Origin of the sequence: Streptomyces sp. NL15-2K, from assembly GCF_030551255.1 — a bacterium.
GTDB lineage: Bacteria > Actinomycetota > Actinomycetes > Streptomycetales > Streptomycetaceae > Streptomyces.
On sequence record NZ_CP130630.1, the window covers coordinates 10,653,821 to 10,675,793 of the forward strand.

At 71.1% G+C, this 21,973-nt stretch carries 22 protein-coding genes; 14 read left to right on the forward strand and 8 right to left on the reverse strand.

Annotated elements, in window-relative coordinates; all coding sequences use genetic code 11:
* Positions 1-32: 32 nt before the first annotated feature.
* From Q4V64_RS46525 to Q4V64_RS46540, 4 genes are all read left to right on the forward strand, one after another.
* Positions 33-3,089, forward strand: coding sequence for a glycoside hydrolase family 38 C-terminal domain-containing protein (locus Q4V64_RS46525; protein WP_124437672.1), 3,057 nt, complete (start codon positions 33-35; stop codon positions 3,087-3,089).
* A 78-nt stretch (positions 3,090-3,167) separates the two neighbouring features.
* Positions 3,168-4,418, forward strand: coding sequence for an alpha-L-fucosidase (locus tag Q4V64_RS46530; RefSeq protein ID WP_172629017.1), 1,251 nt, complete (start codon positions 3,168-3,170; stop codon positions 4,416-4,418).
* 205 nt (positions 4,419-4,623) lie between these two features.
* Positions 4,624-5,364, forward strand: coding sequence for a sulfotransferase (locus Q4V64_RS46535; RefSeq protein WP_124437730.1), 741 nt, complete (start codon positions 4,624-4,626; stop codon positions 5,362-5,364).
* Positions 5,365-5,457: 93 nt separating this feature from the next.
* Entirely contained in the window at positions 5,458-5,979 is a 522-nt protein-coding gene (locus Q4V64_RS46540; protein ID WP_124437671.1) for a cupin domain-containing protein, read from the forward strand.
* Between the two features lie 39 nt (positions 5,980-6,018).
* Here the strand turns inward: Q4V64_RS46540 and Q4V64_RS46545 are convergent, their stop codons facing one another.
* Complete coding sequence (locus Q4V64_RS46545; RefSeq protein WP_124437670.1) at positions 6,019-7,191, reverse strand: ATP-grasp domain-containing protein; 1,173 nt, start codon at positions 7,189-7,191, stop codon at positions 6,019-6,021.
* A 331-nt stretch (positions 7,192-7,522) separates the two neighbouring features.
* Between Q4V64_RS46545 and Q4V64_RS46550 the strand changes: the two genes are divergently transcribed.
* Positions 7,523-8,383 carry a metallophosphoesterase gene (locus Q4V64_RS46550; protein WP_124437669.1) on the forward strand — a complete coding sequence of 287 codons (861 nt, stop codon included), beginning with the start codon at positions 7,523-7,525 and terminating at the stop codon, positions 8,381-8,383.
* Complete coding sequence (locus Q4V64_RS46555) at positions 8,380-9,078, forward strand: 4'-phosphopantetheinyl transferase superfamily protein (RefSeq protein ID WP_124437668.1); 699 nt, start codon at positions 8,380-8,382, stop codon at positions 9,076-9,078. The genes Q4V64_RS46550 and Q4V64_RS46555 overlap by 4 nt, the downstream gene beginning before the upstream one ends.
* 46 nt (positions 9,079-9,124) lie before the next feature.
* On the opposite strand, the gene Q4V64_RS46560 is transcribed toward Q4V64_RS46555, so the two are convergent.
* A complete protein-coding gene (locus Q4V64_RS46560) occupies positions 9,125-9,364 on the reverse strand; it encodes a hypothetical protein (protein WP_124437667.1) in 240 nt (79 codons plus the stop codon).
* Between the two features lie 219 nt (positions 9,365-9,583).
* Here Q4V64_RS46560 and Q4V64_RS46565 point away from each other — a divergent pair, with 219 nt between their 5' ends.
* Complete coding sequence (locus Q4V64_RS46565; RefSeq protein ID WP_172629016.1) at positions 9,584-10,627, forward strand: alpha/beta hydrolase; 1,044 nt, start codon at positions 9,584-9,586, stop codon at positions 10,625-10,627.
* A 40-nt stretch (positions 10,628-10,667) separates the two neighbouring features.
* Here Q4V64_RS46565 and Q4V64_RS46570 read toward each other — a convergent pair whose 3' ends face one another.
* Positions 10,668-11,201: a toxin-antitoxin system, toxin component gene (locus tag Q4V64_RS46570; RefSeq protein WP_124437728.1), complete on the reverse strand. Its 534-nt coding sequence runs from the start codon at positions 11,199-11,201 to the stop codon at positions 10,668-10,670.
* Positions 11,202-11,233: 32 nt separating this feature from the next.
* Entirely contained in the window at positions 11,234-11,884 is a 651-nt protein-coding gene (locus tag Q4V64_RS46575; protein WP_124437666.1) for a helix-turn-helix transcriptional regulator, read from the reverse strand.
* Between the two features lie 224 nt (positions 11,885-12,108).
* Here Q4V64_RS46575 and Q4V64_RS46580 point away from each other — a divergent pair, with 224 nt between their 5' ends.
* The 7 genes from Q4V64_RS46580 to Q4V64_RS46610 all read left to right on the forward strand — a co-directional run bounded on the left by Q4V64_RS46580 (position 12,109) and on the right by Q4V64_RS46610 (position 18,438).
* A complete protein-coding gene (locus Q4V64_RS46580) occupies positions 12,109-12,780 on the forward strand; it encodes a hypothetical protein (protein WP_124437665.1) in 672 nt (223 codons plus the stop codon).
* Positions 12,781-12,924: 144 nt separating this feature from the next.
* On the forward strand, positions 12,925-14,076 hold the full coding sequence (locus tag Q4V64_RS46585; RefSeq protein WP_124437664.1) for an FAD-binding oxidoreductase: 1,152 nt from the start codon (positions 12,925-12,927) through the stop codon (positions 14,074-14,076).
* On the forward strand, positions 14,073-14,375 hold the full coding sequence (locus Q4V64_RS46590) for a (2Fe-2S)-binding protein (protein ID WP_124437663.1): 303 nt from the start codon (positions 14,073-14,075) through the stop codon (positions 14,373-14,375). Before Q4V64_RS46585 ends, Q4V64_RS46590 begins: the two co-directional genes overlap by 4 nt.
* Complete coding sequence (locus tag Q4V64_RS46595) at positions 14,365-15,789, forward strand: FAD-dependent oxidoreductase (RefSeq protein ID WP_124437662.1); 1,425 nt, start codon at positions 14,365-14,367, stop codon at positions 15,787-15,789. Before Q4V64_RS46590 ends, Q4V64_RS46595 begins: the two co-directional genes overlap by 11 nt.
* A complete protein-coding gene (locus Q4V64_RS46600; protein WP_124437661.1) occupies positions 15,786-16,676 on the forward strand; it encodes a dihydrodipicolinate synthase family protein in 891 nt (296 codons plus the stop codon). The genes Q4V64_RS46595 and Q4V64_RS46600 overlap by 4 nt, the downstream gene beginning before the upstream one ends.
* Before the next feature lie 13 nt (positions 16,677-16,689).
* Positions 16,690-17,691 (forward strand): proline racemase family protein, encoded by a 1,002-nt coding sequence (locus Q4V64_RS46605; protein WP_124437660.1) that lies wholly within the window; start codon positions 16,690-16,692, stop codon positions 17,689-17,691.
* Positions 17,692-17,742: 51 nt separating this feature from the next.
* Positions 17,743-18,438: a GntR family transcriptional regulator gene (locus tag Q4V64_RS46610; protein WP_124437659.1), complete on the forward strand. Its 696-nt coding sequence runs from the start codon at positions 17,743-17,745 to the stop codon at positions 18,436-18,438.
* 72 nt (positions 18,439-18,510) lie between these two features.
* Here Q4V64_RS46610 and Q4V64_RS46615 read toward each other — a convergent pair whose 3' ends face one another.
* The 4 genes from Q4V64_RS46615 to Q4V64_RS46630 are packed head-to-tail and all read right to left on the reverse strand — an operon-like array spanning position 18,511 to position 21,845.
* Entirely contained in the window at positions 18,511-19,290 is a 780-nt protein-coding gene (locus tag Q4V64_RS46615) for an ABC transporter ATP-binding protein (RefSeq protein ID WP_172629022.1), read from the reverse strand.
* A 20-nt stretch (positions 19,291-19,310) separates the two neighbouring features.
* The gene (locus tag Q4V64_RS46620) at positions 19,311-20,090 is read right to left on the reverse strand and encodes an ABC transporter permease (RefSeq protein WP_124437658.1); all 780 of its coding nucleotides are present in this window, start codon (positions 20,088-20,090) and stop codon (positions 19,311-19,313) included.
* Positions 20,087-20,860 (reverse strand): ABC transporter permease, encoded by a 774-nt coding sequence (locus tag Q4V64_RS46625; RefSeq protein ID WP_124437657.1) that lies wholly within the window; start codon positions 20,858-20,860, stop codon positions 20,087-20,089. Before Q4V64_RS46625 ends, Q4V64_RS46620 begins: the two co-directional genes overlap by 4 nt.
* Before the next feature lie 13 nt (positions 20,861-20,873).
* The gene (locus tag Q4V64_RS46630; protein WP_124437656.1) at positions 20,874-21,845 is read right to left on the reverse strand and encodes an ABC transporter substrate-binding protein; all 972 of its coding nucleotides are present in this window, start codon (positions 21,843-21,845) and stop codon (positions 20,874-20,876) included.
* Positions 21,846-21,973 lie beyond the last annotated feature (128 nt).

Below are 21,973 nucleotides of genomic sequence, written 5' to 3' on the forward strand. Positions count from 1 at the left end.
CGCTTTCCCCACCCTCTGACCTGGAGACTCTGATGCACGACGAACGCCGCCGGATCGAGGAGCGCGTCGAGCGCGTTCACGACCAGCGCATCAAGCCCGCGATCTACGCGGCCACCGTCCCCTTCGAGGTCGAGGCCTGGCAGGCGCCGGGGGAGCCGGTCCCCTTCGCGGAGGCCGCCGCCGCGCCCTACGAGCCCTTCGCGATGGACACCCCGTGGGGCCCGCCCTGGGGCACCACCTGGTTCCGGATGCGCGGCCAGGTGCCCGCCGAGTGGGCCGGCAAGCGTGTCGAGGCGGTCATCGACCTCGGCTTCGTGGGCGACTGGCCCGGCAACCAGGCCGAGGCGCTGGTCCACCTCACGGACGGGACACCGCTGAAGGCGGTCAACCCGCTCAACCAGTACGTGGCGATCGCCAACCCGGCGACGGGCGGCGAGTCGGTCGACTATCTGGTCGAGGCGGCCTCGAACCCCGACATCCTGGCGAACAACTTCTCGGCGCCGACGCCCATGGGCGATGTACTGACGGCAGGCGACCGTCCACTGTATACATTCCGCCGCGCCGACCTCGCCATCCTCGACGAGCAGGTCTGGCACCTCGACCTGGACCTCCAGGTGCTGCGCGAGCTCATGGTCCACCTCGGCGAGCACGAACCCCGCCGCCACGAGATCATGCACGCCCTCGACCGTGCCATGGACGCCCTGGACCTGGACGACGTCTCCGGCAGCGCCGCGGCCGTCCGCGAGGTGCTCGCGCCCGTTCTGGCCCGGCCCGCGCACGCCAGCGCGCACACCGTCTCCGGCGTCGGCCACGCCCACATCGACTCCGCCTGGCTGTGGCCCATCCGCGAGACCAAGCGCAAGACGTCCCGCACGTTCTCGAACGTCACCTCGCTGGCCGACGAGTACGACGACTTCATCTTCGCCTGCTCCCAGGCCCAGCAGTACGAGTGGGTGCGCGACAACTACCCCCACGTCTGGGCGCGCATCCAGGAGTCCGTGAAGAAGGGCCAGTGGGCGCCGGTCGGCGGCATGTGGGTCGAGGCCGACGGCAACCTGCCCGGCGGCGAGGCCATCGCCCGCCAGCTGATCCACGGCAAGCGGTTCTTCATCGAGCACTTCGGCGTCGAGACCAAGGGCGTCTGGCTCCCGGACTCCTTCGGCTACACCGCCGCCTACCCGCAGCTCGCCAAGCTCGCCGGCAACGAGTGGTTCCTCACCCAGAAGATCTCCTGGAACCAGACCAACAAGTTCCCCCACCACACCTTCTGGTGGGAGGGCATCGACGGCACCCGCATCTTCACCCACTTCCCGCCGGTCGACACCTACAACGCCCGGTTCAGCGGCGAGGAGATGGACCGCGCCGTGCGCAACTATTCGGAGAAGGGCGGCGGTACCCGCTCGCTCGCCCCCTTCGGCTGGGGCGACGGTGGCGGCGGCCCCACCCGCGAGATCATGGAACGGGCCCGGCGCCTGAAGGACCTGGAGGGCTCCCCGAAGGTCGTCGTCGAGCACCCCGACGCGTTCTTCGCCAAGGCCCGCGAGGAGTACCCGGACGCCCCGGTCTGGAACGGCGAGCTCTACCTGGAGCTCCACCGCGCCACCTACACCTCCCAGGCCCGCACCAAGCAGGGCAACCGGCGCAGCGAACACCTGCTGCGGGAAGCCGAGTTGTGGGCGACGACGGCCGCGCTGCACGCGCCGGGCTACTCCTACCCGTACGCGAAGCTGGACCGGCTGTGGAAGACCGTCCTGCTCCACCAGTTCCACGACATCCTGCCGGGCTCCTCGATCGCTTGGGTGCACCGGGAGGCGGAGGCCGAATACGCCCGTGTCGCCCAGGAGTTGGAGGCGCTGACGGCCGAGGCGATCGCCGCGCTGGGCGCCGGCGGGCCGCGCGTGTTCAACACGAGCCCGTGCGACCGCGCCGAGGTGATCCGCACGGCCGACGGCACACCGGTGTACGTGGAGGTGCCCGCGAGTGGCAGCGCGCCGCTCACCGATGCCGAGCCCGCACAGCCGGTGAAGGCCGAGGGGCGCGTCCTCGACAACGGGCTGGTTCGTGTGGAGGTGGCGGAAGACGGGACACTGTCGTCTGTCTACGATCTGCGGTCGAACCGCGAAGTCCTCGCCGGCCAGGGCAACCTGCTCCGCCTGCACACCGACCTCCCGAACTACTGGGACGCCTGGGACATCGACAAGCACTACAAGAACCGCTACACGGACCTGCTGACCCCCGACTCCGTCGAGGTCGTCTCGCAGGACCCGCTGCTGGGAGCGATCCGCGTCACGCGGTCCTTCGGCAAGGGCTCGACGATCACCCAGACCATCACCGTCCGCGCCGACAGCCCGCGCATCGACATCGAGACCGACATCGACTGGCACGAGGCCGAGAAGATCCTGAAGGCCGGCTTCCCGGTGGACATCAGGGCGCCGCACTCCTCCGCGGAGATCCAGTTCGGCCACGTCCAGCGCCCCACCCACACCAACACCAGCTGGGAGGCGGCCCGTTTCGAGGTCGCCGGCCACCGCTGGGTGCACATCGGCGAGCCCGGCTACGGCGTCGCCGTCATCAACGACTCGACGTACGGCCATGACGTCTCCCGCACGGTCCGCGAGGACGGCGGTACGACGACCACGGTCTCCCTCAGCCTGGTACGCGCCCCGCGCATCCCGGACCCGGAGGCCGACCAGGGCAGGCACCGCTTCGTCTACTCCCTGCTCCCCGGTGCCGACATCGAGGACGCCGTCGCCGAGGGCTACGCCCTCAACCTGCCGCTGCGCGTGGCGGACGCGGCGGGCGCCCCCGAGCCGGTCGTCTCCGTGGACGGCGAGGGGGTGACCGTCGAGGCGGTCAAGCTCGCCGACGACGAGTCGGGTGACGTGGTGGTGCGGTTGTACGAGTCCCGCGGCGGCCGCGCCCACGGCGTGCTGCGCACCGGATTCCCGCTCGCCGGCGCCCAGGTCACCGACCTGCTGGAGCGGCCTCTGGAGGACGCGGAGATCGACGGCGAGTCAGCCGTCGCGGTCTCGCTGCGCCCCTTCCAGGTGCTGACGCTCCGTCTGCGGCGCGGCGCCACCGGCCGGTAGAACCCGGCACCCGGGGCGGGCACGGCGTCGTGCCCGCCCCCACGACGAAGTGATCTGGTCCTGTCGAGGAGTTCACCCGTGCCCATGCAGCCCTGGTTCACCGACGCCAAGTTGGGGATCTTCGTCCACTGGGGGATCTACGCCGTCGACGGCGTCCAGGAGTCCTGGTCGTTCTACGACGACATCGTGCCGCACGACCAGTACATGTCCCAGCTCGACCGCTTCACCGGCGCCAAGTACGACCCGCGCGCCTGGGCCGAGCTCTTCGCGCGGGCCGGCGCCAAGTACGCCGTCCTGACCAGCCGCCACCACGACGGCGTCGCCCTGTGGGACACCGCGTACGGCGATCTCAACCTGGGCCGCGACTACATATCCGGCTACGCCGACGCCCTGCGCGAAGAGGGCCTGAAGGTCGGCCTGTACTACTCGCACTCCGACTGGAACCACCCCGACTACGCCTCCACCCGCAAGCCGGGCCGCCCGCCGGAGCTGGAGGACAACCGCTACTCCGAGGTCGCGGCCGAGGACGAGGACCTCGACGCCTGGGAGCGGTTCATCGCCTACCGCGACGGCCAGATCCGCGAACTGGCCTCCCGCTACCGGCCCGACCTGATGTGGTTCGACGGCGAGTGGGACCGCAGCGAGGAGCAGTGGCGCATCCCCGAACTCGCCGCGCTCATCCGCTCGTACTCTCCCGACGTCGTCTTCAACGCCCGCATGCTCAGCGAGGGCGACTACGCCACGCCCGAACAGGGCGCCCCCGTCGTGCCGCCCGAGGGCCCCTGGGAGCTGTGCCTGACGATCAACGACTCGTGGGGTTACCAGCACCACGACCACAATCACAAGTCGCTCAGCCAGCTGATCCGCTACTTCACCGAGACCATCGGCGGGGGCGGCAACCTGCTCCTCGACGTCGGCCCGATGGAGGACGGCACCATCCCCGAGCCGCAGGTCGAGCGCCTCGAAGGCCTGGGGGAGTGGATCCGCAAGCACGCCGAGGCCGTGTACGGAACGGTGCGCGGGCTCCCGGCCGGGCACCACTACGGGCCCAGCACCCTCTCCGTCGACCGCCGCACCCTCTACCTCACCCTGTTCGACATCCCCCGCGCCGAGATCGGTGTCCGCGGGTTGGCCACACCGGTCCGCAAGGTCACCGTCCTCGGCACCGGCACGGAACTGGCCCACCGCGTCGTCGGCGGACTCCACGAGGCCGTCGGCGTGCTGTGGATCGACCCGCCCGCCGCGGCCGACATCGACCCGTACGCCACGGTCCTCGCGGTCGAACTCGACGGCGAACTGGAGCTGTACCGCGGATCGGGCCGCTTCTGAGGCCACGTCCGAGGTGCCGGGCCACTGCCGGGTCACAGCGGTTCCCATCAAGAATTAAGAAACCGGTAAATCACCTGGTCACGGGCGGAATTCGAGGTTCCGTGACCACGGTGCTTCGCCTGCGCGACACCTGGAGTTCGCCTGCCGCCCTCGGGATCGGGAGCGTACAGCGCGAGAGAAAGGTGTCACGGTGCGAGACCCGCGTATGTCCGCGATCGGCAAGGGGCTGAAGCGTCGGGGGAGGCTGATGAAAGAGGCGGTGAGCCCGCCGCGCCGGAACCTGGACGCAGTCCCCGCGCCCCGCTCCCGCTCCGCGGCCGAGTCGTACACCGCCCCGCGCGCCCCGCGCCTGGTCAAGTCACCGGTGTTCGTGCTGTCCTCCGTGCGCTCCGGGTCGACCCTGCTCAGGGTGCTGCTGAACAGCCACAGCCGTATCCGCGCCCCGCACGAGATGCATCTGCGCACCCTCCACGTCGAGTTGACGCGAGACTTCACCGCCGAGGCCATGAAGGCACTCGAACTGGACAAGGAGGAGCTCGAGCACGTTCTGTGGGACCGGGTGCTGCACCTGGAACTCACCCGCAGCGGCAAGGACGTCATCGTCGACAAGACCCCGGCCAACACCCTCATCTGGCCCCGGCTGCGACGATGTTGGCCCGACGCCCGCCACATCGTCCTGCTGCGCCACCCGGGCGCGGTCATCACGTCCCTCGCCGAACCGGAGAAGACCACCCGCGGCCTGTGCGACTACCTCGGTGTCCCGTGGGAGAGCGCCATGCTCGACTACGGCAGCAAGGACCACGGCACGTTCCGCCCACAGCTCGGCGACTGGAGCAGCACCATCAAGTCGGGCCGCATCCAGCCCGCCCGGGCCGCGGATCCACAGGCCGAACTGCTGCCCAGGCTCGCGGAGTTGGCGAAGTCGTGGGGCTACCCGGTCGAGTGACTCGGCGCATGGAGTCGACCATGGAATTGACCCATGATTCCGGCGCGGAAATGCCCCCTGCCACCGGTCGATCGGCTCCGTAGAGTCGCAGACATGACGACGACGAAGCAGAACGAAACCACGCAGGCCCCGGATTTCGCCCCGGTTCTCACCCGTGCCGCGGCAGCCGAGACCACGCGTGACCCCAGCAGCGTGATGACGCTCCTCGCGGACTCCGCCGACACCGGCGGGCGCCTCACCAGCTACCGCTCGACCTTCGCCGAGGGCGCGGTCGGCGCCCCCGCCCATCTGCACACCAAGGCGTCCGAGCTGTTCTTCGTGATCGACGGTGCGCTGGAGGTGCTGGTGGGCGAGGAGATCACCGTCCTGGAGGCGGGCGACTTCCTTGTCGTGCCGCCGCACACCCCGCACGCCTTCGCCGCCGCGCCGGGCGCGACGGCGGACGTGCTGTTCGTCTTCACACCGGGCGCCGGACGCCTCGACTACCTGCGGCTGCTCGGCCGGGTGATGCGCGGCGAGGCCGACCCGCGGGAGATCAAGGACTCCTCTGAGCGGTTCGACAACCACTACGTCGACAGCCCGATGTGGCGCGAGGCGCTCGCGGCGCGCGACTGACCGGCGAAAGGCCGGCGAAGGGCCGGACGAGCGTGCGGCTTACGCCGGGGCGGTGGCGGTGGCGGTGGCCGTGGTCGTGGTCGTGGCGGGAGTCTCGGCCTCCGTCGTGACCGCCTCGACCGACTGCGCTGCCGGGGCGGGCACCGCCGACAGCGGTTCCGGTGCATCCATCCGCTGCTGCGGGATCGACAGCGGCCGCAGCGGGCGCGGACCCGACACCACCGTGTAGTCCTGGCCCAGGAACGGCGGCTCCATCTCGCCCGGATCCTCGCCGAGCGCCAACTGCACAGCCGCCCACGGGGCGTTGACCCCGCACAGGGACAGCTGGTGCAGTCCGCCGGCCGGGCGGGTGTTGACGTCCATCAGGACGGGCCTGTCGCCGAACATCCGGAACTGGATGTTGGACAGATAGTGCAGCCCGAAGCCCTCCGCGATCCGCCGCGCCGGCTCCAGCCACTGCTCGTGCAGCGTGAAACCACGGCGGCGGCCGTTCTTGGTGCGGCCCACGGCCAGCCGGACCAGGTTGTCGGGACCGGTCAGGCAGTCCACCGACACCTCCGGCTGCTCCAGCCGCGGCATGACCAGCCAGTCCACCGGCTCGTCGGCCTGTTCCAGGACCTGAAGCACCAGATCCATCGGCACATAGGGAGTGGGGAAGCCATTGAGGTGCATGAGCGAGAAGGGGGTGCGCGTGATGACGCGGAAGCCCACCCCGCCCGCGCCCGACGCCGGCTTGAAGCAGGCCTTGTGCCCGCCCGCCTCCAGCTCCTCGACGGCGGCGACGAGTTCGTCCGCGTTCCGCACTCGCCACCACGGCGGCACCGGCACGCCGATCGCCTGCACCGCCTCGTACGCGATCACCTTGTCGTGGAAGACCGCCACGGCCTGAGGCGGCGGCGCCAGCAGCGCTGTACCGACCGCCTCGAAGTCGGCGCGGTGCGCCACGATCGCGGACTGGTGCAGCCGGGGCACGAACACGTCGATGCCGCGGCGTTGGCACTGGTCGAGCGCGTACTCCACGTACGCGGCCGGGGACAGACTCTCCGGCTCCAGGTCGGCGGAGTCGGCGGCGGCGAGGACGGGGGAGTCGGCGTCCCCATGGGTCGCGTGGATCTCGACGGCCCGGTCGCTGGGATTTCTCCGCAGCTGATCCATGAAGAACACGTTCTCCGCGTACGTGCGGTTGAGCCAGACGCGTACGCGAGAGACCATGCAGGCCGCCTTTCACGGTTCGCGGGCAGGGCGAAGCAGGCCCGTGCCCGGGCAGGGTGGATGGAGGAACACCAAACCGCCCCGTGCGAAGGGCGTTCATGGCGGTGGTGTTGGGGCGATCATACGGCTTCGAAGAGGTCCCGCGTGCAACGTGCGTGTTACGGATTTCCGATCATGCTCACACCGGCCGCCGGGGCGTGCTGAAGACCGGGCGACCCGACGGGAAGACCGGGCGACCCGACGGGAAGATCGGCCGTTTCGATACGCCCTTGTCCTGGGAACCGCAAGTGTGTTCTCGTGTTCCCATTCGGGTGATCGAAGGAGGCGACAGGTGACGTCGACGGTCGGCGGTGCCGGACAGCTGCTGGCCATCAGCGACCTGCACATCGGCTACGAGGAGAACCGCGCCCTCGTCGAACGGATGCGGCCCGAGTCGGACGACGACTGGCTGCTCGTGGCCGGCGACGTCGCGGAGACCGTCTCCGACATCCGCTGGGCCCTCTCCACACTCGCGGGCCGCTTCCGCAAGGTCGTCTGGGCCCCGGGCAACCACGAGCTGTGGACCCACCCGAAGGACACCGTCACCCTGCGCGGAGTCGCCCGCTACGACCACCTGGTCGCCCTGTGCCGGGAACTCGGCGTCATCACACCAGAGGACCCCTACCCCGTCTGGACCGGCGCCGGCGGCCCGGTCGCCGTCGCGCCGCTGTTCCTGCTGTACGACTACTCCTTCCTGCCGGCCGGCTGCACGACCAAGGAACAGGGACTGGCGTACGCGCACGAGACCGGGGTCGTCTGCAACGACGAGTTCCTGCTGCACCCCGACCCCTACCCCACCCGCGAGGCCTGGTGCCGGGCCCGCGTCGCCGAGACCGCACGCCGGCTCGCCGCCCTGCCCGAGGACCTGCCCACCGTCCTCGTCAACCACTACCCGCTGGACCGGCACCCCACGGACATCCTGTGGTATCCCGAGTTCGCCATGTGGTGCGGCACCCGGCTGACCGCCGACTGGCACCGCAGATTCCGCGTCCAGACCATGGTCTACGGTCACCTCCACATCCCGCGGACCACCTGGCACGACGGCGTCCGCTTCGAGGAGGTGTCGGTGGGCTACCCCCGCGAGTGGCGGAAGCGTCCGGATCCACCGGGGCGGCTGCGCCGCATCGTGCCGAAGGAGGTCGGGGCGCGGTGATCTCGGAACTCCTGCCGGACTCCGTGGTGGCCGTCGAGGTGTACGGCAACGACGAGCCCGAGAACGCGCGCCTGTACCCCGAGGAAGAAGCCGTCGTGGCCCAGGCCGTCGCCAAGCGGCGCCGCGAGTTCGCCGTCGTACGCTCCTGCGCCCGCCGGGCCATGGAGAAGCTCGGCGTGCCACCCCAGGCCATCCTGCCCGGGGAGCGTGGCGCCCCGGGCTGGCCCTCCGGACTCACCGGCAGCATGACCCACTGCGACGGCTACTGCGGGGCGGCCCTCGTCCGCGCCACCGACCTGGCCTCCTTGGGCATCGACGCCGAACGCGACGGCCCGCTCCCCGACGGCGTCCTGCTCGCCGTGTCCCTGCCCGCGGAACGGGACCGCCTGCGCCGGCTCACCCACGAACACCCCGGCATCCACTGGGACCGGCTGCTGTTCAGCGCCAAGGAGTCCGTCTACAAGGCGTGGTTCCCCCTCACCCGGAAGTGGCTGGACTTCTCCGAGGCCGACATCGAGCTCTCCGTGGATCCGGACGACCCGCTCACCGGCGCCCTGCGCGCCGAACTCCTCGTCCCGGGCCCGCTGGTGGGCGGCCGGCGGCTCACTCACTTCGAGGGCCGCTGGACCGCCCGGCGCGGGCTCGTGGCGACCGCGGTGACAGTGCCGCACACCGTCACCGTGCCGCACGCGTAAACCCCAGGCACGCGTAAATCCCAGGCGGGCGCAAACCCCAGGCGGGTTACGGCTCCGGCGGACACCAGCTGTGCAGCAGCCGGAAGAACGCCTCCTCGTTTCCGGCCAGCCCCGCCTCCTCCAGCGCCCGCTCCGCCTCGGCCAGCACCGCGGGCGGGACCACGGGTGGTCGGCCGGCACCCGGCGGGCCGGGCGCGACGTCGAACGAAGCCCGGACCGTGTGCAACAGGCGCAGATAGGCCTGGACGGCGGTGCGCTCACGGTCGGTGAGTACAGCGGTGTGCATCGGGCGGTTCTCCCCACGTCGGTCTGTGCTGTCACACCCCCACAGGGCGGTGCACTTCCAGCTTGCCGCCCACCACTGACAATCGGGCCTCGCTCCGCGTCCGTTCGCCCGCTTAGCGGAGGGGAAACCTCACCGAAATCCACGGGAGGAATGCGCACCTACGCTGGAAGGAAGGCTTCCGGCCGCCCACCGCGGCCACCGGAACAGGAGGCGAAACGCGTGGTCGACGCCCCACGACGGCGCCCGGCGGGCCCCGTACGGCTGCGCCCGGTGGGCGACGCGGAACTCCAGCTGAAGTACCGCGTCGTGCACGGCTACCGCCGCGCCTACCGCATGGCCGGCCAGGGCCCGGCCCTCGTCCTCATCCACGGCATCGGCGACTCCTCGGCGACCTGGGCCGAACTCATCCCCGACCTCGCCCGCACCCACACCGTGATCGCCCCCGACCTCCTCGGCCACGGCGCCTCCGACAAACCCCGCGCCGACTACTCGGTGGCCGCCTACGCCAACGGCGTGCGCGACCTGCTCACCACCCTCGGCATCGAATCGGCCACCCTGGTCGGGCACTCCCTCGGCGGAGGCGTGGCGATGCAGTTCGCGTATCAGTTCCCCGAGCGCACCGAGCGGCTCATCCTGGTCAGCGCGGGCGGCGTGGGCCGCGAGGTCAACCCCGTCCTACGACTGGTCTCGCTGCCCGGCGCCCATCTGATGCTGTCCGCGCTGCGCCTGCCCGGCATGCGCCTCCAAGTAGGCCTCGCCACACAATTGATGAAGCTCCTCGACACCGACCTCGGGCAGGACGCCCCCGAACTGCTCACCCTCGTCGACGCACTCCCCGACGAGACCGCGCGCAACGCCTTCATCCGCACCCTGCGCGCGGTCGTCGACTGGCGTGGCCAGGTCGTGACCATGCTCGACCGCTGCTACCTCACCGAGGGCATGCCGACCATGCTGTTGTGGGGCGACCGGGACAGCGTGGTGCCCGTACGTCACGCGTACGGGGCGCACGAGGCGATGCCGGGCAGCCGGCTGGAGATCTTCGAGGGCGCGGGGCACTTTCCGTTCCACAGCGACCCGGGGCGGTTCGTCGCCCTGGTGGAGGAGTTCACCGCCGGTACGGCCGCTGCCGACTGGAGCCGGGAACACTGGCGGGACTTGCTGCGGGAGGGGCGGCCGGGGACGGCGGAGGGCCGGGCCGACGCTGCTCACAGCCGTGCGATCGAGCGTGATTTTCGTGAGGCCAGCGAACGCAGCGCGACGTGAGTCGCTCGATGGCTCGGTCCCCTACGGGGCAAGCCGTCGGTCAACCCTGCTGTGATCCCAAGTACCCCAGCGACGCCTCGATCCTGCCCGCCAGGTGATCGCGCTGCACCGGGCCCCGCGACGAAGAACCGGCCAACCACGCACGGCACTTGCTGGCCAGAAGGAGGCCGAAGGTCTCCGCCTCCTTCTCGTCGGCCTGGTCGAAGCGGGTGCGGGCGGCGACCTTCAGTACCGTCGCCTGGAGGTCCGCCTCGTCGTTCAGCAGGCGGGCGGCGACCGCGGCGCCCTCCACGTGGTGGCTGCAGTGCCCGGCCTTCATGTGCCACAACTCGTGGCCGAGGATCACCAACTGGTGGTCGGGGGTGGTGCGTTCCTCGATGACGACGAGGTCCTGCTCGGCCATGTCGAGCCACAGCCCGCTGGCCGTGCCGGGCGGGAAGGCGGCCGTACGGAAGTGCACGGGGCGGCCGCGGCGTCTGCTCATCGCGTCGCACAGGGCGCCGTACAGGTCCTCGGGCCGTGCCGGGGCGGCGAGGGTCAGCTCCGCGACCAGCTCGCCGCACAGGCGGCGCATTTCCTTACCGATGCCCACAGTTCTCCCCCGGATCAGGACTCGGGCCGCTTGACGCTCTCCAGGAGCATGTCCAGCCACTCCGCCACCTTGTCGCGGTGCTGGTCGGTGGGCAACTGCGCGGCCCGCCAGGCGATCCCGCGAACGCCGTGGTCCTGCAGCAGCCGTTCCAGCGGATCGTCGGCGGCCGCGGCCGCCTCCCGCTCGGCGAGCCTTTGCAGGAGGTCCTGCTCGGCGCGCTGGAGGGCGCCCGCGAGCGCCTCGGGGTCCTCCGCCGTGAGGAATCCGGCGTGCACCCGGAAGAACCGCTGGATGGCGTCGCAGTGCTCCATGGTGGGGCGGCGGTCGCCGTTGATGAGCGCGCCGGCCTGCTGCCGGGACATGCCGGCGCCGTCGGCGATCTCCTGCTGGGTGTACTTGCGCCCGTTGGGCTTGAGGCGGGTGCGGCGCAGCATGTCCAGGCGTTGCAGGAACCGGGCCTGGACGTCCGGTTCGCCCGCCGGGCGGCCGCTCAGCAGCGCCTTGACGACGGGCTCGGGCACGCCGGAGGCCACGGACAGGCGGCCGGTGTCGAAGACCTCGGCGTGCGGCACGCCGAGCCGGTCGGCGAGTGCGGCGACGCGGGCGACGACGGACGGCAGTACCGTCGACGCCGCCTCGCCCGGAGACTCGAAGCCATCCGACACCGACAGATCTCCTACGTTTCTCACTGGCTTCTCACAAGCGGGTTGCCGTGAACTTCCCGGAGCGTAGCCGGTTGTTCGAACTCACATCCAGGTCTCGCCACAACTGTGGCCCATTTCAGCCGTCAACAGCCGTGAAATGCCACGATAGTTGACACGGCTCGAGTCGGGGCATCAGGATCAAGGCGCCGCGTGAAGGCCGCATAGGCAAGAGGGGTGACCTCCCGATGGCATATCAGGCAGGTGGGCAGCGGTCGGAACCGCGGCCCGTCCCCGAGAGTCTCGAGGCCCAGGCGTATCTGCAGGACTACGCCACCCTCCTGGAGTCCGTCCCCTTCCCGTCCCTCGTTCTCGACCACCGCTGGGACGTCGTCCTGGCCAACACCGCTTTCGAGTCACTTTTCCGTGGTGTGGGCCCTCACCCGACGGCCATGCCGGGCGACAACTTCCTGAGGTTCGTCCTGTTCCACCCCGACGCGAGCACGGTCCTCGGTGAGCACGAGTCGCGCTGGTGCCTGCCGATGCTGGCGCACTTCGCCGCCGCCGTGGAGCGGCACGGCCACGATCACGGGCTGCAGTCGATCCGCCGGGACATTGCCCAGGACCCGATCATGGAGGCCGCCTACCGGCACGGCCTGCCGCACTGGATCCGCGCGGTCGGCGAGCAGGGCGTCGAGCACGACGGCGCCGTCCGTCCGCTGCTGCATCCCGACCCGCGCTGGGGCGCCACCGACTGCCGGGTCGTCGACGAGACGCCCAGGACCCTGCGGGACATGGGCTACACCCGGCTGACGCTGGTGCTGCGCGCCGCGCGTCGCCCCTCGCCCGCCCGGCGGCGGACCGTCCGCCCCCGCCGCGTGGCGAGCCACCTCAGCGTGGTGTCCGCGTCCGAGGCCTGACAGGCACCGTCGGCGTTCAGGTCGCCGACGGCGCCTTGTCGGCAACCCACCATTTCGAGCCGCCTCTTCAACCCATCTCTTCCGTTCGGGTCTTCCGGCGTCGGCGGCATTCCGCGCGCCAGAGGTATGTGACATAGTACTGACGTGAGCGAGCGACTGACCTGCGACGTCGTGGTCGTCGGAGCCGGAATGGTGGGCGCCGCCTGCGCCTTGTACGCGGCCCGGGCGGGGCTCGACGCCACCGTGGTCGACCGCGGCTCCGTGGCCGGCGGCACGACCGGCGCCGGTGAGGGCAACCTCCTCGTCTCCGACAAGGAGCCGGGGCCCGAACTCGACCTCGCCCTGCTGTCCGGTCGTCTGTGGGAGGAACTCGCGGGGGACTACGGCGAGATCTTCGAGTACGAGGCCAAGGGTGGCGTCGTGGTCGCCTCGACCTCCGACGGGCTCACGGCCCTCGAGCGGTTCGCCGACGGGCAGCGTGCCGCAGGAGTGGTGGCGGACACGGTCACGGGCGGCGACCTGTACGACCTCGAACCCCATCTCGCCCCGGGCCTGCCGGGCGGCGTGCACTACCCGCAGGACAGCCAGGTCATGCCCGCCCTGGCCGCCGCCCACCTGCTGAAGGCCTCCGGCGCGCGCCTGCTCACCGGCCGGACCGTGACGGAGGTGCTGCGCACGGCGGACGGGGCGGTGCGCGGCGTCCGTACGGACCGGGGCGACCTGCACGCCCCGGCGGTCATCAACGCGGCCGGCACCTGGGGCGCCGAGCTCGCCGCACGCGCGGGAACCTCCCTGCCCGTCCTGCCCCGGCGCGGCTTCGTCCTGGTCACCGAGCCGCTTCCGCGCCTGGTCCGCCACAAGGTGTACGCCGCCGACTACGTCGCCGACGTGGCCAGCGACTCGGCCGCGCTGCAGACCTCGCCGGTCGTGGAGGGGACGGCGGCGGGCCCGATCCTGATCGGCGCGAGCCGTGAACGGGTCGGCTTCGACCGGACCTTCTCGCTGCCGGCGGTACGGGCCCTGGCGGCCGGCGCGACCCGGCTGTTCCCCTTCCTGGCCGACGTCCACGCCCTGCGCTCCTACCTCGGCTTCCGCCCGTACATGCCCGACCACCTGCCCGCCATCGGCCCCGATCCCCGCGTACCCGGGCTCTTCCACGCCTGCGGGCACGAGGGCGCGGGCATCGGACTGGCCACCGGCACCGGGCATCTGATCGCGCAGGCGCTGACCGCGAAGACGCCCGACCTGGACCTGGCGCCGTTCCGGCCCGACCGTTTCCCCGAGGAGGCCGCGTGACATCCCCCCTGGACCTCGCCGGGGCCGAGCCGGGCCCCGCCTTCACGATCACCCTGGACGGTCGTACGGTCGGGGCGCTGCCCGGCCAGACGGTCGCCGCCGCGCTCTGGGCGGCCGGAGTCACCTCCTGGCGCACCACCCGCGGCGATCAGCGTCCGCGCGGGATCTTCTGCGGGATCGGCGTCTGCTTCGACTGCCTGGTGACCGTCAACGACCGCCCGAACAGACGGGCTTGTCTGGTACCGGTGCGTCCGGGCGACACCATCCGTACGCAGGAGGGGACCGGGCATGGTGAGTGAGCGACCGCGGCTCGCGGTGGTCGGCGCGGGGCCGGCCGGTCTCGCCGCGACCGTCGCCGCGGCTGCCCGGGGGGTCCGGGTCACCTTGCTCGACTCGGCCGAACAGGCGGGCGGACAGTTCTACCGGCAGCCCGCCGCCGCACTGCGCGCCGCGCGCCCGCAGGCACTGCACCACCAGTGGCGAACCTGGGAGCGGCTGCGGGACGCGCTGGGGGCCCACGTGCGGGCAGGCGCCGTACGGCACTTGACGGATCATCACGTCTGGCTCGTCGAGCGAGGTGAGCGGCGGGGCGAGGGCTTCACCGTGCACGCTCTGCTCGGCCCCGAGCAGGAGGAGCCGGTCGAGGTGCGCGCCGACGCCGTGCTCCTCGCCACCGGCGGCTACGAGAAGGTGCTGCCCTTCCCCGGCTGGACCCTCCCCGGCGTCATCACCGCGGGCGGGGCCCAGGCCATGCTCAAGGGCGCCCTCGCGGTGTCCGGGCGGACCGCCGTGGTCGCCGGGACCGGGCCCCTGCTGCTGCCGGTGGCCGCCGGGCTCGCCGCGGCCGGGGTCGAGATCGCCGCACTCGTCGAGTCCGCCGAGCCGCGCGCGTTCCTACGGCGAGCCCGCGCGCTCGCCGCGCGGCCGGAAAAGGTCGCCGAAGGCGCCGGATACGCGGCCCGGCTGCTGCGGCACCGCGTGCGCACCCTCGTCCGCCACACCGTGGTCGAGGCACACGGCACCGAGCGGCTGGAGGCGGTGACCGTCGCCGCGCTCGACGGCGTGGGGCGCGTCAGGCCCGGCACCGGGCGCCGTATCCCCTGCGACACCCTCGCCGTCGGCCACGGCATGCTGCCGCACACCGATCTGGCCGAGACCCTCGGCTGCCGTATCGACGGCTCGGACGTCCACGTGGACGGGGAACAGCGCACCGACGTTCCCGGTGTCTGGGCGGCGGGTGAGGCCACCGGCATCGGCGGGGCGGCCCTCGCGCTCGCCGAGGGGCACATCGCCGGGCGCTCCGCCGCCGCGCGGCTGCACGGAGCCGAACCCGACCGACGGGAGTGGGCCGCGGCCGCGAAGTCCAGGGCCGGCCTGCGGGAGTTCTCCGCCGCGCTCGACACCGTGTACGCGCCGCCCGCGCACTGGACCGAGCAGATCACCGACGACACCGTCGTCTGCCGCTGCGAGGAGGTCACCGGCGGTGCGGTCCGGGAGGCCGTCGAGCGACTCGGCGCCGGTGACCTGAGGACCGTGAAGCTGCTGACGCGGGCCGGGATGGGCTGGTGCCAGGGACGGGTGTGCGGGCCCGCGGTGGCCGGACTCGCCGGCTGCGAGCCCACCTCGTCGCGGCGGCCGTTCGCACGGCCCGTGCCGCTCGGCGTCCTTGCCGAGGGCGCTGCCCGACAGCCCACAGAGAGAGGACTCTCATGACCGACCACCGTCCCTGGCGCGGCGTGCTCGTCGCCACCGCGCTTCCCCTGAACGACGACCTCTCCGTCGACTACGGCAAGTACGCCGAGCACTGCGCCTGGCTGGTCGACAACGGCTGCGCCGGCGTCGTACCGAACGGCTCGCTCGGCGAGTACCAGGTGCTCACCCCCGAGGAGCGGGCCAAGGTCGTCGAGACGGCCGTGGCCGCCATCGGCGGCGCGCGCGTGATGCCCGGCGTCGCCGCCTACGGCTCCGCCGAGGCCCGCCGCTGGGCCGAGCAGGCCCGCGACGCCGGGTGCGCCGCCGTCATGCTGCTGCCGCCCAACGCCTACCGCGCCGACGAGCGTTCCGTCCTCGCCCACTACGCCGAGGTCGCCGAGGCCGACGTGCCGATCGTGGCGTACAACAACCCCATCGACACCAAGGTCGACCTGGTGCCGGAGCTGCTCGCCAGGCTGCACGGCGAGGGGTACATCCGTGCGGTCAAGGAGTTCTCGGGTGACGTCCGCCGCGCCTACCAGCTCGCCGAACTCGCCCCGGAACTGGACCTGTTGATCGGCGCCGACGACGTCCTGCTGGAGCTCGCGCTGGCCGGAGCCAAGGGCTGGGTGGCCGGCTACCCGAACGCCCTGCCGAAGTCCACCGTCGAGCTGTACCGCGCGGCAGTCGGCGGCGACCTGACCACCGCCAAGAAGCTCTACGAGCAACTGCACCCGCTGCTGCGCTGGGACTCCAAGGTCGAGTTCGTGCAGGCCATCAAGCTCTCCATGGACATCGTCGGCCGCCACGGGGGACGCTGCCGTCCGCCGAGGGTGCCGTTGCTCCCTGACCAGGAGGCCACGATCCGCTCCGCCACCGAGAAGGCCGTAGCCGCAGGGCTCGCGTAGAGGAGGCTCGACCATGCGCAGCAGACTCGTCCTGCACGCCGTCGACTCGCACACCGAGGGCATGCCCACCCGCGTGATCACCGGCGGCATCGGTACCGTCCCCGGCGCGACCATGAACGAGCGGCGCCTGTACTTCCGTGAGCACCGCGACGACATCAAACAACTGCTGATGAACGAGCCGCGCGGCCACTCGGCGATGAGCGGCGCGATCCTCCAGCCGCCCACCCGCCCCGACTGCGACTGGGGCGTCATCTACATCGAGGTCTCCGGCTATCTGCCGATGTGCGGGCACGGCACGATCGGCGTGGCGACCGTGCTCGTCGAGACCGGCATGGTCGAGGTCGTCGAGCCGGTCACCACCATCCGGCTCGACACCCCGGCCGGCCTGGTCGTCGCCGAGTTGGCGGTGGAGGACGGCGCCGCCAAGGCGGTCACCCTCAAGAACGTCCCGTCCTTCTCCGTCGGCCTCGACCGCAAGATCACCCTCGCCGACGGACGCACGGTGACCTACGACCTCGCCTACGGCGGCAACTTCTACGCCATCCTGCCGCTGGAGGAGTTCGGTCTGCCCTTCGACCGCTCCCGCAAGGACGACATCCTCAAGGCCGGCCTGTCCCTCATGGAGGCGATCAACGCCGAGGACGAACCCGTCCACCCCGAGGACCCCTCCATCCACGGCTGCCACCACGTCCACCTGATCGCACCCGGCGCCACCGCCCGCCACTCCCGGCACGCGATGGCGATCCACCCCGGCTGGTTCGACCGCTCGCCCTGCGGTACGGGCACCAGCGCGCGCATGGCGCAACTCCACGCGCGTGGCGAACTCCCCCTGCACACCGAGTTCGTGAACGAGTCCTTCATCGGAACCCGGTTCACCGGCCGCCTCCTCGGCACCACCGAGGTCGCCGGCCGCCCCGCCGTCCTGCCCAGCTTCACCGGCCGCGCCTGGATCACGGGCACCGCGCAGTACCTGCTCGATCCGTCGGACCCGTTCCCGGCGGGCTTCGTGCTGTAGGCGGCTCGGGCGGCTCCCACAATGACCGGTGACCGAAGGAGAACGAACGTCATGGCCCCGCAGCACATCCCCGACCTGCCCGTGCTGGGCGGCAGGAAACCCAGCCACCGGGAGCGGGTCGCGGACGCGCTGCGGGCCGCGCTGATCGCCGGCGAGCTGCGGCCGGGCGAGGTGTACTCGGCGCCGGGCCTCGCCGCCCGCTTCGGCGTCTCGGCCACCCCGGTGCGCGAGGCCATGCTGGACCTGGTCAAGGAGGGCCTGGTCGACACCGTCCCCAACAAGGGTTTCCGGGTCACCGCCGTCTCGGAGCGACAGCTCGACGAGTACACCCACATCCGGTCCCTCATCGAGATCCCGATCACGGCCGGCCTCGCGACCACGGCCGACCCCGCCGACCTGGAGGCCCTGCGCCCGGTCGCCCAGGAGATCGTCACCTCCGCCGCGGCCGGCGACCTCGTCGCCTACGTGGAGGCGGACTTGCGCTTCCACCTCGGGCTACTGGCCCTCGCCGGCAACGCGCACCTGGTCGAGGTGGTACGGGACCTGCGCCGCCGCTCCCGCCTGTACGGGCTGACGGCACTGGCCGAGGCGGGACGGCTACAGGCCTCGGCCGAGGAGCACCTGGAGCTCCTGGACGCCCTTCGGGCCAGAGACGAGGAAGACGTACGAGACGTGATGACCCGCCACCTGGGCCATGTCAGGAACCTATGGGCAGCGCCCCGTAAGGGGCGCGGGGCTGTGACATGATGCGGCTCCGCCGCGTGGGCGCGATCAACCCCCGCAACCCGCAGCCGCCAAACCACATACCGGACCGAGCTCTTAGGCCCCGACGTCCCCCCTCTTAGCCGCCTGGATCTGCGAGTACACATGCGTACGCAACTCCGCGAACCGCGGAGCCACCCGCGTATGCAACTGATCCCGCTCATCCGGCAGATCAACCTTCAACTGCTCCTGCACGACCGTGGGGGAGGCCGACAACACGATCACCCGCTCACCGAGATAGACCGCCTCGTCGATGTCATGGGTGACGAACAGAATCGTGATGCCGCGCTCCCGCCACAGCCGCCGTACCAGGTCCTCCAGATCCGCCCGCGTCTGCGCGTCCACCGCAGCGAACGGCTCGTCCATCAGCAGCACCCGCGGCTCGTACGCCAGGGCGCGGGCGATGGCGACCCGCTGCTGCATGCCGCCCGACAGCTGCCAGGGATACGCCCCGGCCGCGTCCGCGAGCCCGACCGAGCGCAGTGCGTCCGTCACCAGCTCCCGGCGTCGGGCCTTGCTCAAATCCTTCTGCTTCAGGGGGAGTTCGACGTTCTCGCCGACCCGCATCCACGGGAACAGACTGCGGCCGTACTCCTGGAACACGAAGGCCATGCCGGGCGGTGGCCCGGTCACCTTCCGTCCCTCCAGGAGGACTTCGCCCGCTGTCGGCGCGAGCAGGCCGCCCATGCACTTCAGCAGGGTCGTCTTGCCGCAGCCCGACGGGCCGACGAGACAGACGAGTTCGCCCGCGTCGACGGTGAAGGTGAGATCGCGTACCGCCTCCACCCGCCGACCGGAACCGTCGTACACCTTCTTCAGGCCGCGTACGTCCAGCATGGACCGCCCTTTCACGATGCTCACCGGGACCGCCGGGTGGATGCGCGCAGACCGTGGTACCAGCCGAGCGCCCGCCGCTCGACCAGCTGGAAGACGACGGACAGCAGGAAGCCGAGCAGACCGAGCACGAGGATGCCGGTCCACATGTCGGGGATGGCGAAGCTGCGTTGGAACTGGACGATGGTGAAGCCGAGCCCGCTGCTGGCCGCGAACATCTCACTGATCACCATCAGGATGATGGCGATGGACAGCGCCTGGCGCAGTCCCGCGAAGATCTGCGGGCTCGCCGAGCGCAGGACCACCGTGCGCAGGCGGGACGCGCCCGTGATGCCGTACGAGCGTGCCGTCTCGGCCATCACCGGGTCCACCGCCCGGACGCCTTCCACGGTGTTGAGCAGGATCGGCCACACACAGCCGCTCGCGATGACAGTGACCTTCATGGTGTCGCCGATGCCCGCGAACAGCATGATGACCGGGATCAGCACGGGCGGCGGCACCGCTCGCAGGAACTCCAGCACCGGCTCGCACACCGCCCGCACCCGCCGGTAGGAGCCGATGACCGTGCCGAGCGCCACGCCGACGACGGCCGCCAGCGCGTAACCGCCCGACAGCCGCAGCACGCTGGGCAGCACGTCGTCCTCGAGGCGGTCGCTCGTCCATACGTCCGGGAAGGTCTCCAGGATCGTCCGCAGCGGCGGCCAGTACACGTCCGTACTGTCGTCGGACGCCACCCACCAGCCCGCGACCAGCAGCGCCGGCAGGGCGAGAACGAACACCACCCGCAGCAGCAGGCGCCTCATACCGCCACCTCCCCGCGCACCGACTGGTGCCAGGCCAGCGCCCGCCGCTCCACCGTCCGCGCGCCCACGTTGATCAGCAGCCCGAGCACGCCGGTGACCACGATCAGCGCGTACATCTCCGGTACGGCCTGGGAGGTCTGCGCGACCCCGATGCGCTTGCCCAACCCCGGTGCGCCGATGATGAGTTCGGCGGTGATGGCGAGGATCAGCGCGACGGCCGCCGCCAGCCGGACGCCGGTCATCACGTACGGCAGCGCGGTCGGCCACAGCACATGCCGGATCCGCGCCCAGGTGCCGAGACCGTACGACCGTGCCGTCTCCTCCGCGACCGGGTCGACGTCCTGGACGCCGTACAGGACCTGGATCAGCACCTGCCAGAACGAGGCGTAGACGACGAGCAGCAGCACCGAGCGCAGTTCGGAGCCGTACAGCAGCACCGCCAGCGGGATCAGCGCGACCGACGGGATCGGGCGCAGGAACTCGATCGTCGAGGCGGTCGCCTCCCGCAGATGGGGCACGACCGAGATCAGCACGCCCACCACGATTCCCGCGCAGGACGCGATCGCCAGGCCCAGGGCCCAGCCGGTGAGGGTGTCACCGAGCGCGGTCCAGAAGGCGCTGTCCGCCACCTCGTCGAGCAGCGCGTCGGCGATGCGGCTGGTCGGCGGGAAGTAGGCCTCCTTGACCAGGCCGAGCCGCGGCACCGCCTCGCCCAGGGCGAGGAAGGCCGCGAGCCCGGCCGCACCGAGTGCGGCGTTCTGGCCCTTCACGCGTTCCCGCCTCTCATGGCAGCAGCTTGTCCAGGTCCGGCGTCGACTTGAAGAGGCCGTCCTCCTCGCCCAGCTTCATCAGCGCCTCGATGGAAGCGCGGTTCGGCTCGGCCGGCCACTTCGGCAGGGTCACCTTCTCCAGCACGGCCGCCGGGATCTTGGTGTACGTGGTGACGACCTGGCGCGCCTCGTCGGGGTGGGCGTCGGCGTAGGCCAGGGCCTCGGCGGTGGCCGCCTGGAACTTCTTGACCACCTCCGGGTTCTGCTGCGCGTACTGCGTGGACGTGAAGTACATGGCGACGGTGAGGTCCGGCGCGACGTCCACCAGGGGTGAGGCGATCACGCGGCCCCCCTGGCTTTTGATGGTGGCGAGGGCCGGCTCGACGACCTGGGCGGCGTCGATCTGGCCGCTGTCGAGGGCGGCGGGCATCTGGTCGAAGGCCAGTTCGACGAACTTGACCTTGTCGGGGTCGCCGCCCGCCTTGCGCACCGAAGCGCGCACGGCCGTCTCGTTGATGTTCTTCAGGGTGTTGATGGCGACCTTCTTGCCCTCCAAGTCCTTCGGTGACTTGATCGGGCTGTCCTGCTTCACCGTGAGCCCGCTGAAGTCCTTGCCCTCCACGCCGGTGGAGGCGATGGCGTTGGCGACGGCCTTGACGGGCACGTTGTTGGACTGGGCGACCATGAGCGAGGTGACGTTGGAGAAGCCGAACTGGAACTGACCGCTCGCCACCCCGGGCACGATCGCCGCGCCGCCCTGCGCGGTGGTGATCTCCAGCTTCAGGCCGTGCTTGCTGTAGATGCCCTTCTGCTGGCCCAGGTAGAGGGGCGCGACATCGACGATGGGGATGAGGCCGACCTTGACCGTGGTGGTGCCACCGGACTCGGCGGCCTTGTCCGACCCTGAGGAGTCGGACGAGCCGCAGGCTGTGGCGGCGGTCAGAACGGATACGGCCGTGAGGCCGACGAGCAGACGACGACGCATTGGTTCCCCCTGTGCGACCGGACCTGGTGCTCCGACAGCCTGTGCGCAGACAGCACGAATGTGCTCAGCGAGAACGTATGGCCGGATGGTAGTCATGGTCAATGCCCATGAGGTGAAGGGGCCGTTGA

Coding starts and splice junctions, on each gene's coding strand:
- Q4V64_RS46570 (WP_124437728.1), bottom strand. CDS start 11,201: ATGCGCCGCCTGTGCGGCGAGCTGGTCGCGGAGCTGACCCTCGCCGCC.
- Q4V64_RS46595 (WP_124437662.1), top strand. CDS start 14,365: ATGGTGAGTGAGCGACCGCGGCTCGCGGTGGTCGGCGCGGGGCCGGCC.
- Q4V64_RS46560 (WP_124437667.1), bottom strand. CDS start 9,364: ATGCACACCGCTGTACTCACCGACCGTGAGCGCACCGCCGTCCAGGCC.
- Q4V64_RS46610 (WP_124437659.1), top strand. CDS start 17,743: ATGGCCCCGCAGCACATCCCCGACCTGCCCGTGCTGGGCGGCAGGAAA.
- Q4V64_RS46580 (WP_124437665.1), top strand. CDS start 12,109: ATGGCATATCAGGCAGGTGGGCAGCGGTCGGAACCGCGGCCCGTCCCC.
- Q4V64_RS46540 (WP_124437671.1), top strand. CDS start 5,458: ATGACGACGACGAAGCAGAACGAAACCACGCAGGCCCCGGATTTCGCC.
- Q4V64_RS46630 (WP_124437656.1), bottom strand. CDS start 21,845: ATGCGTCGTCGTCTGCTCGTCGGCCTCACGGCCGTATCCGTTCTGACC.
- Q4V64_RS46600 (WP_124437661.1), top strand. CDS start 15,786: ATGACCGACCACCGTCCCTGGCGCGGCGTGCTCGTCGCCACCGCGCTT.
- Q4V64_RS46605 (WP_124437660.1), top strand. CDS start 16,690: ATGCGCAGCAGACTCGTCCTGCACGCCGTCGACTCGCACACCGAGGGC.
- Q4V64_RS46545 (WP_124437670.1), bottom strand. CDS start 7,191: ATGGTCTCTCGCGTACGCGTCTGGCTCAACCGCACGTACGCGGAGAAC.
- Q4V64_RS46525 (WP_124437672.1), top strand. CDS start 33: ATGCACGACGAACGCCGCCGGATCGAGGAGCGCGTCGAGCGCGTTCAC.
- Q4V64_RS46535 (WP_124437730.1), top strand. CDS start 4,624: ATGTCCGCGATCGGCAAGGGGCTGAAGCGTCGGGGGAGGCTGATGAAA.
- Q4V64_RS46620 (WP_124437658.1), bottom strand. CDS start 20,090: ATGAGGCGCCTGCTGCTGCGGGTGGTGTTCGTTCTCGCCCTGCCGGCG.
- Q4V64_RS46615 (WP_172629022.1), bottom strand. CDS start 19,290: ATGCTGGACGTACGCGGCCTGAAGAAGGTGTACGACGGTTCCGGTCGG.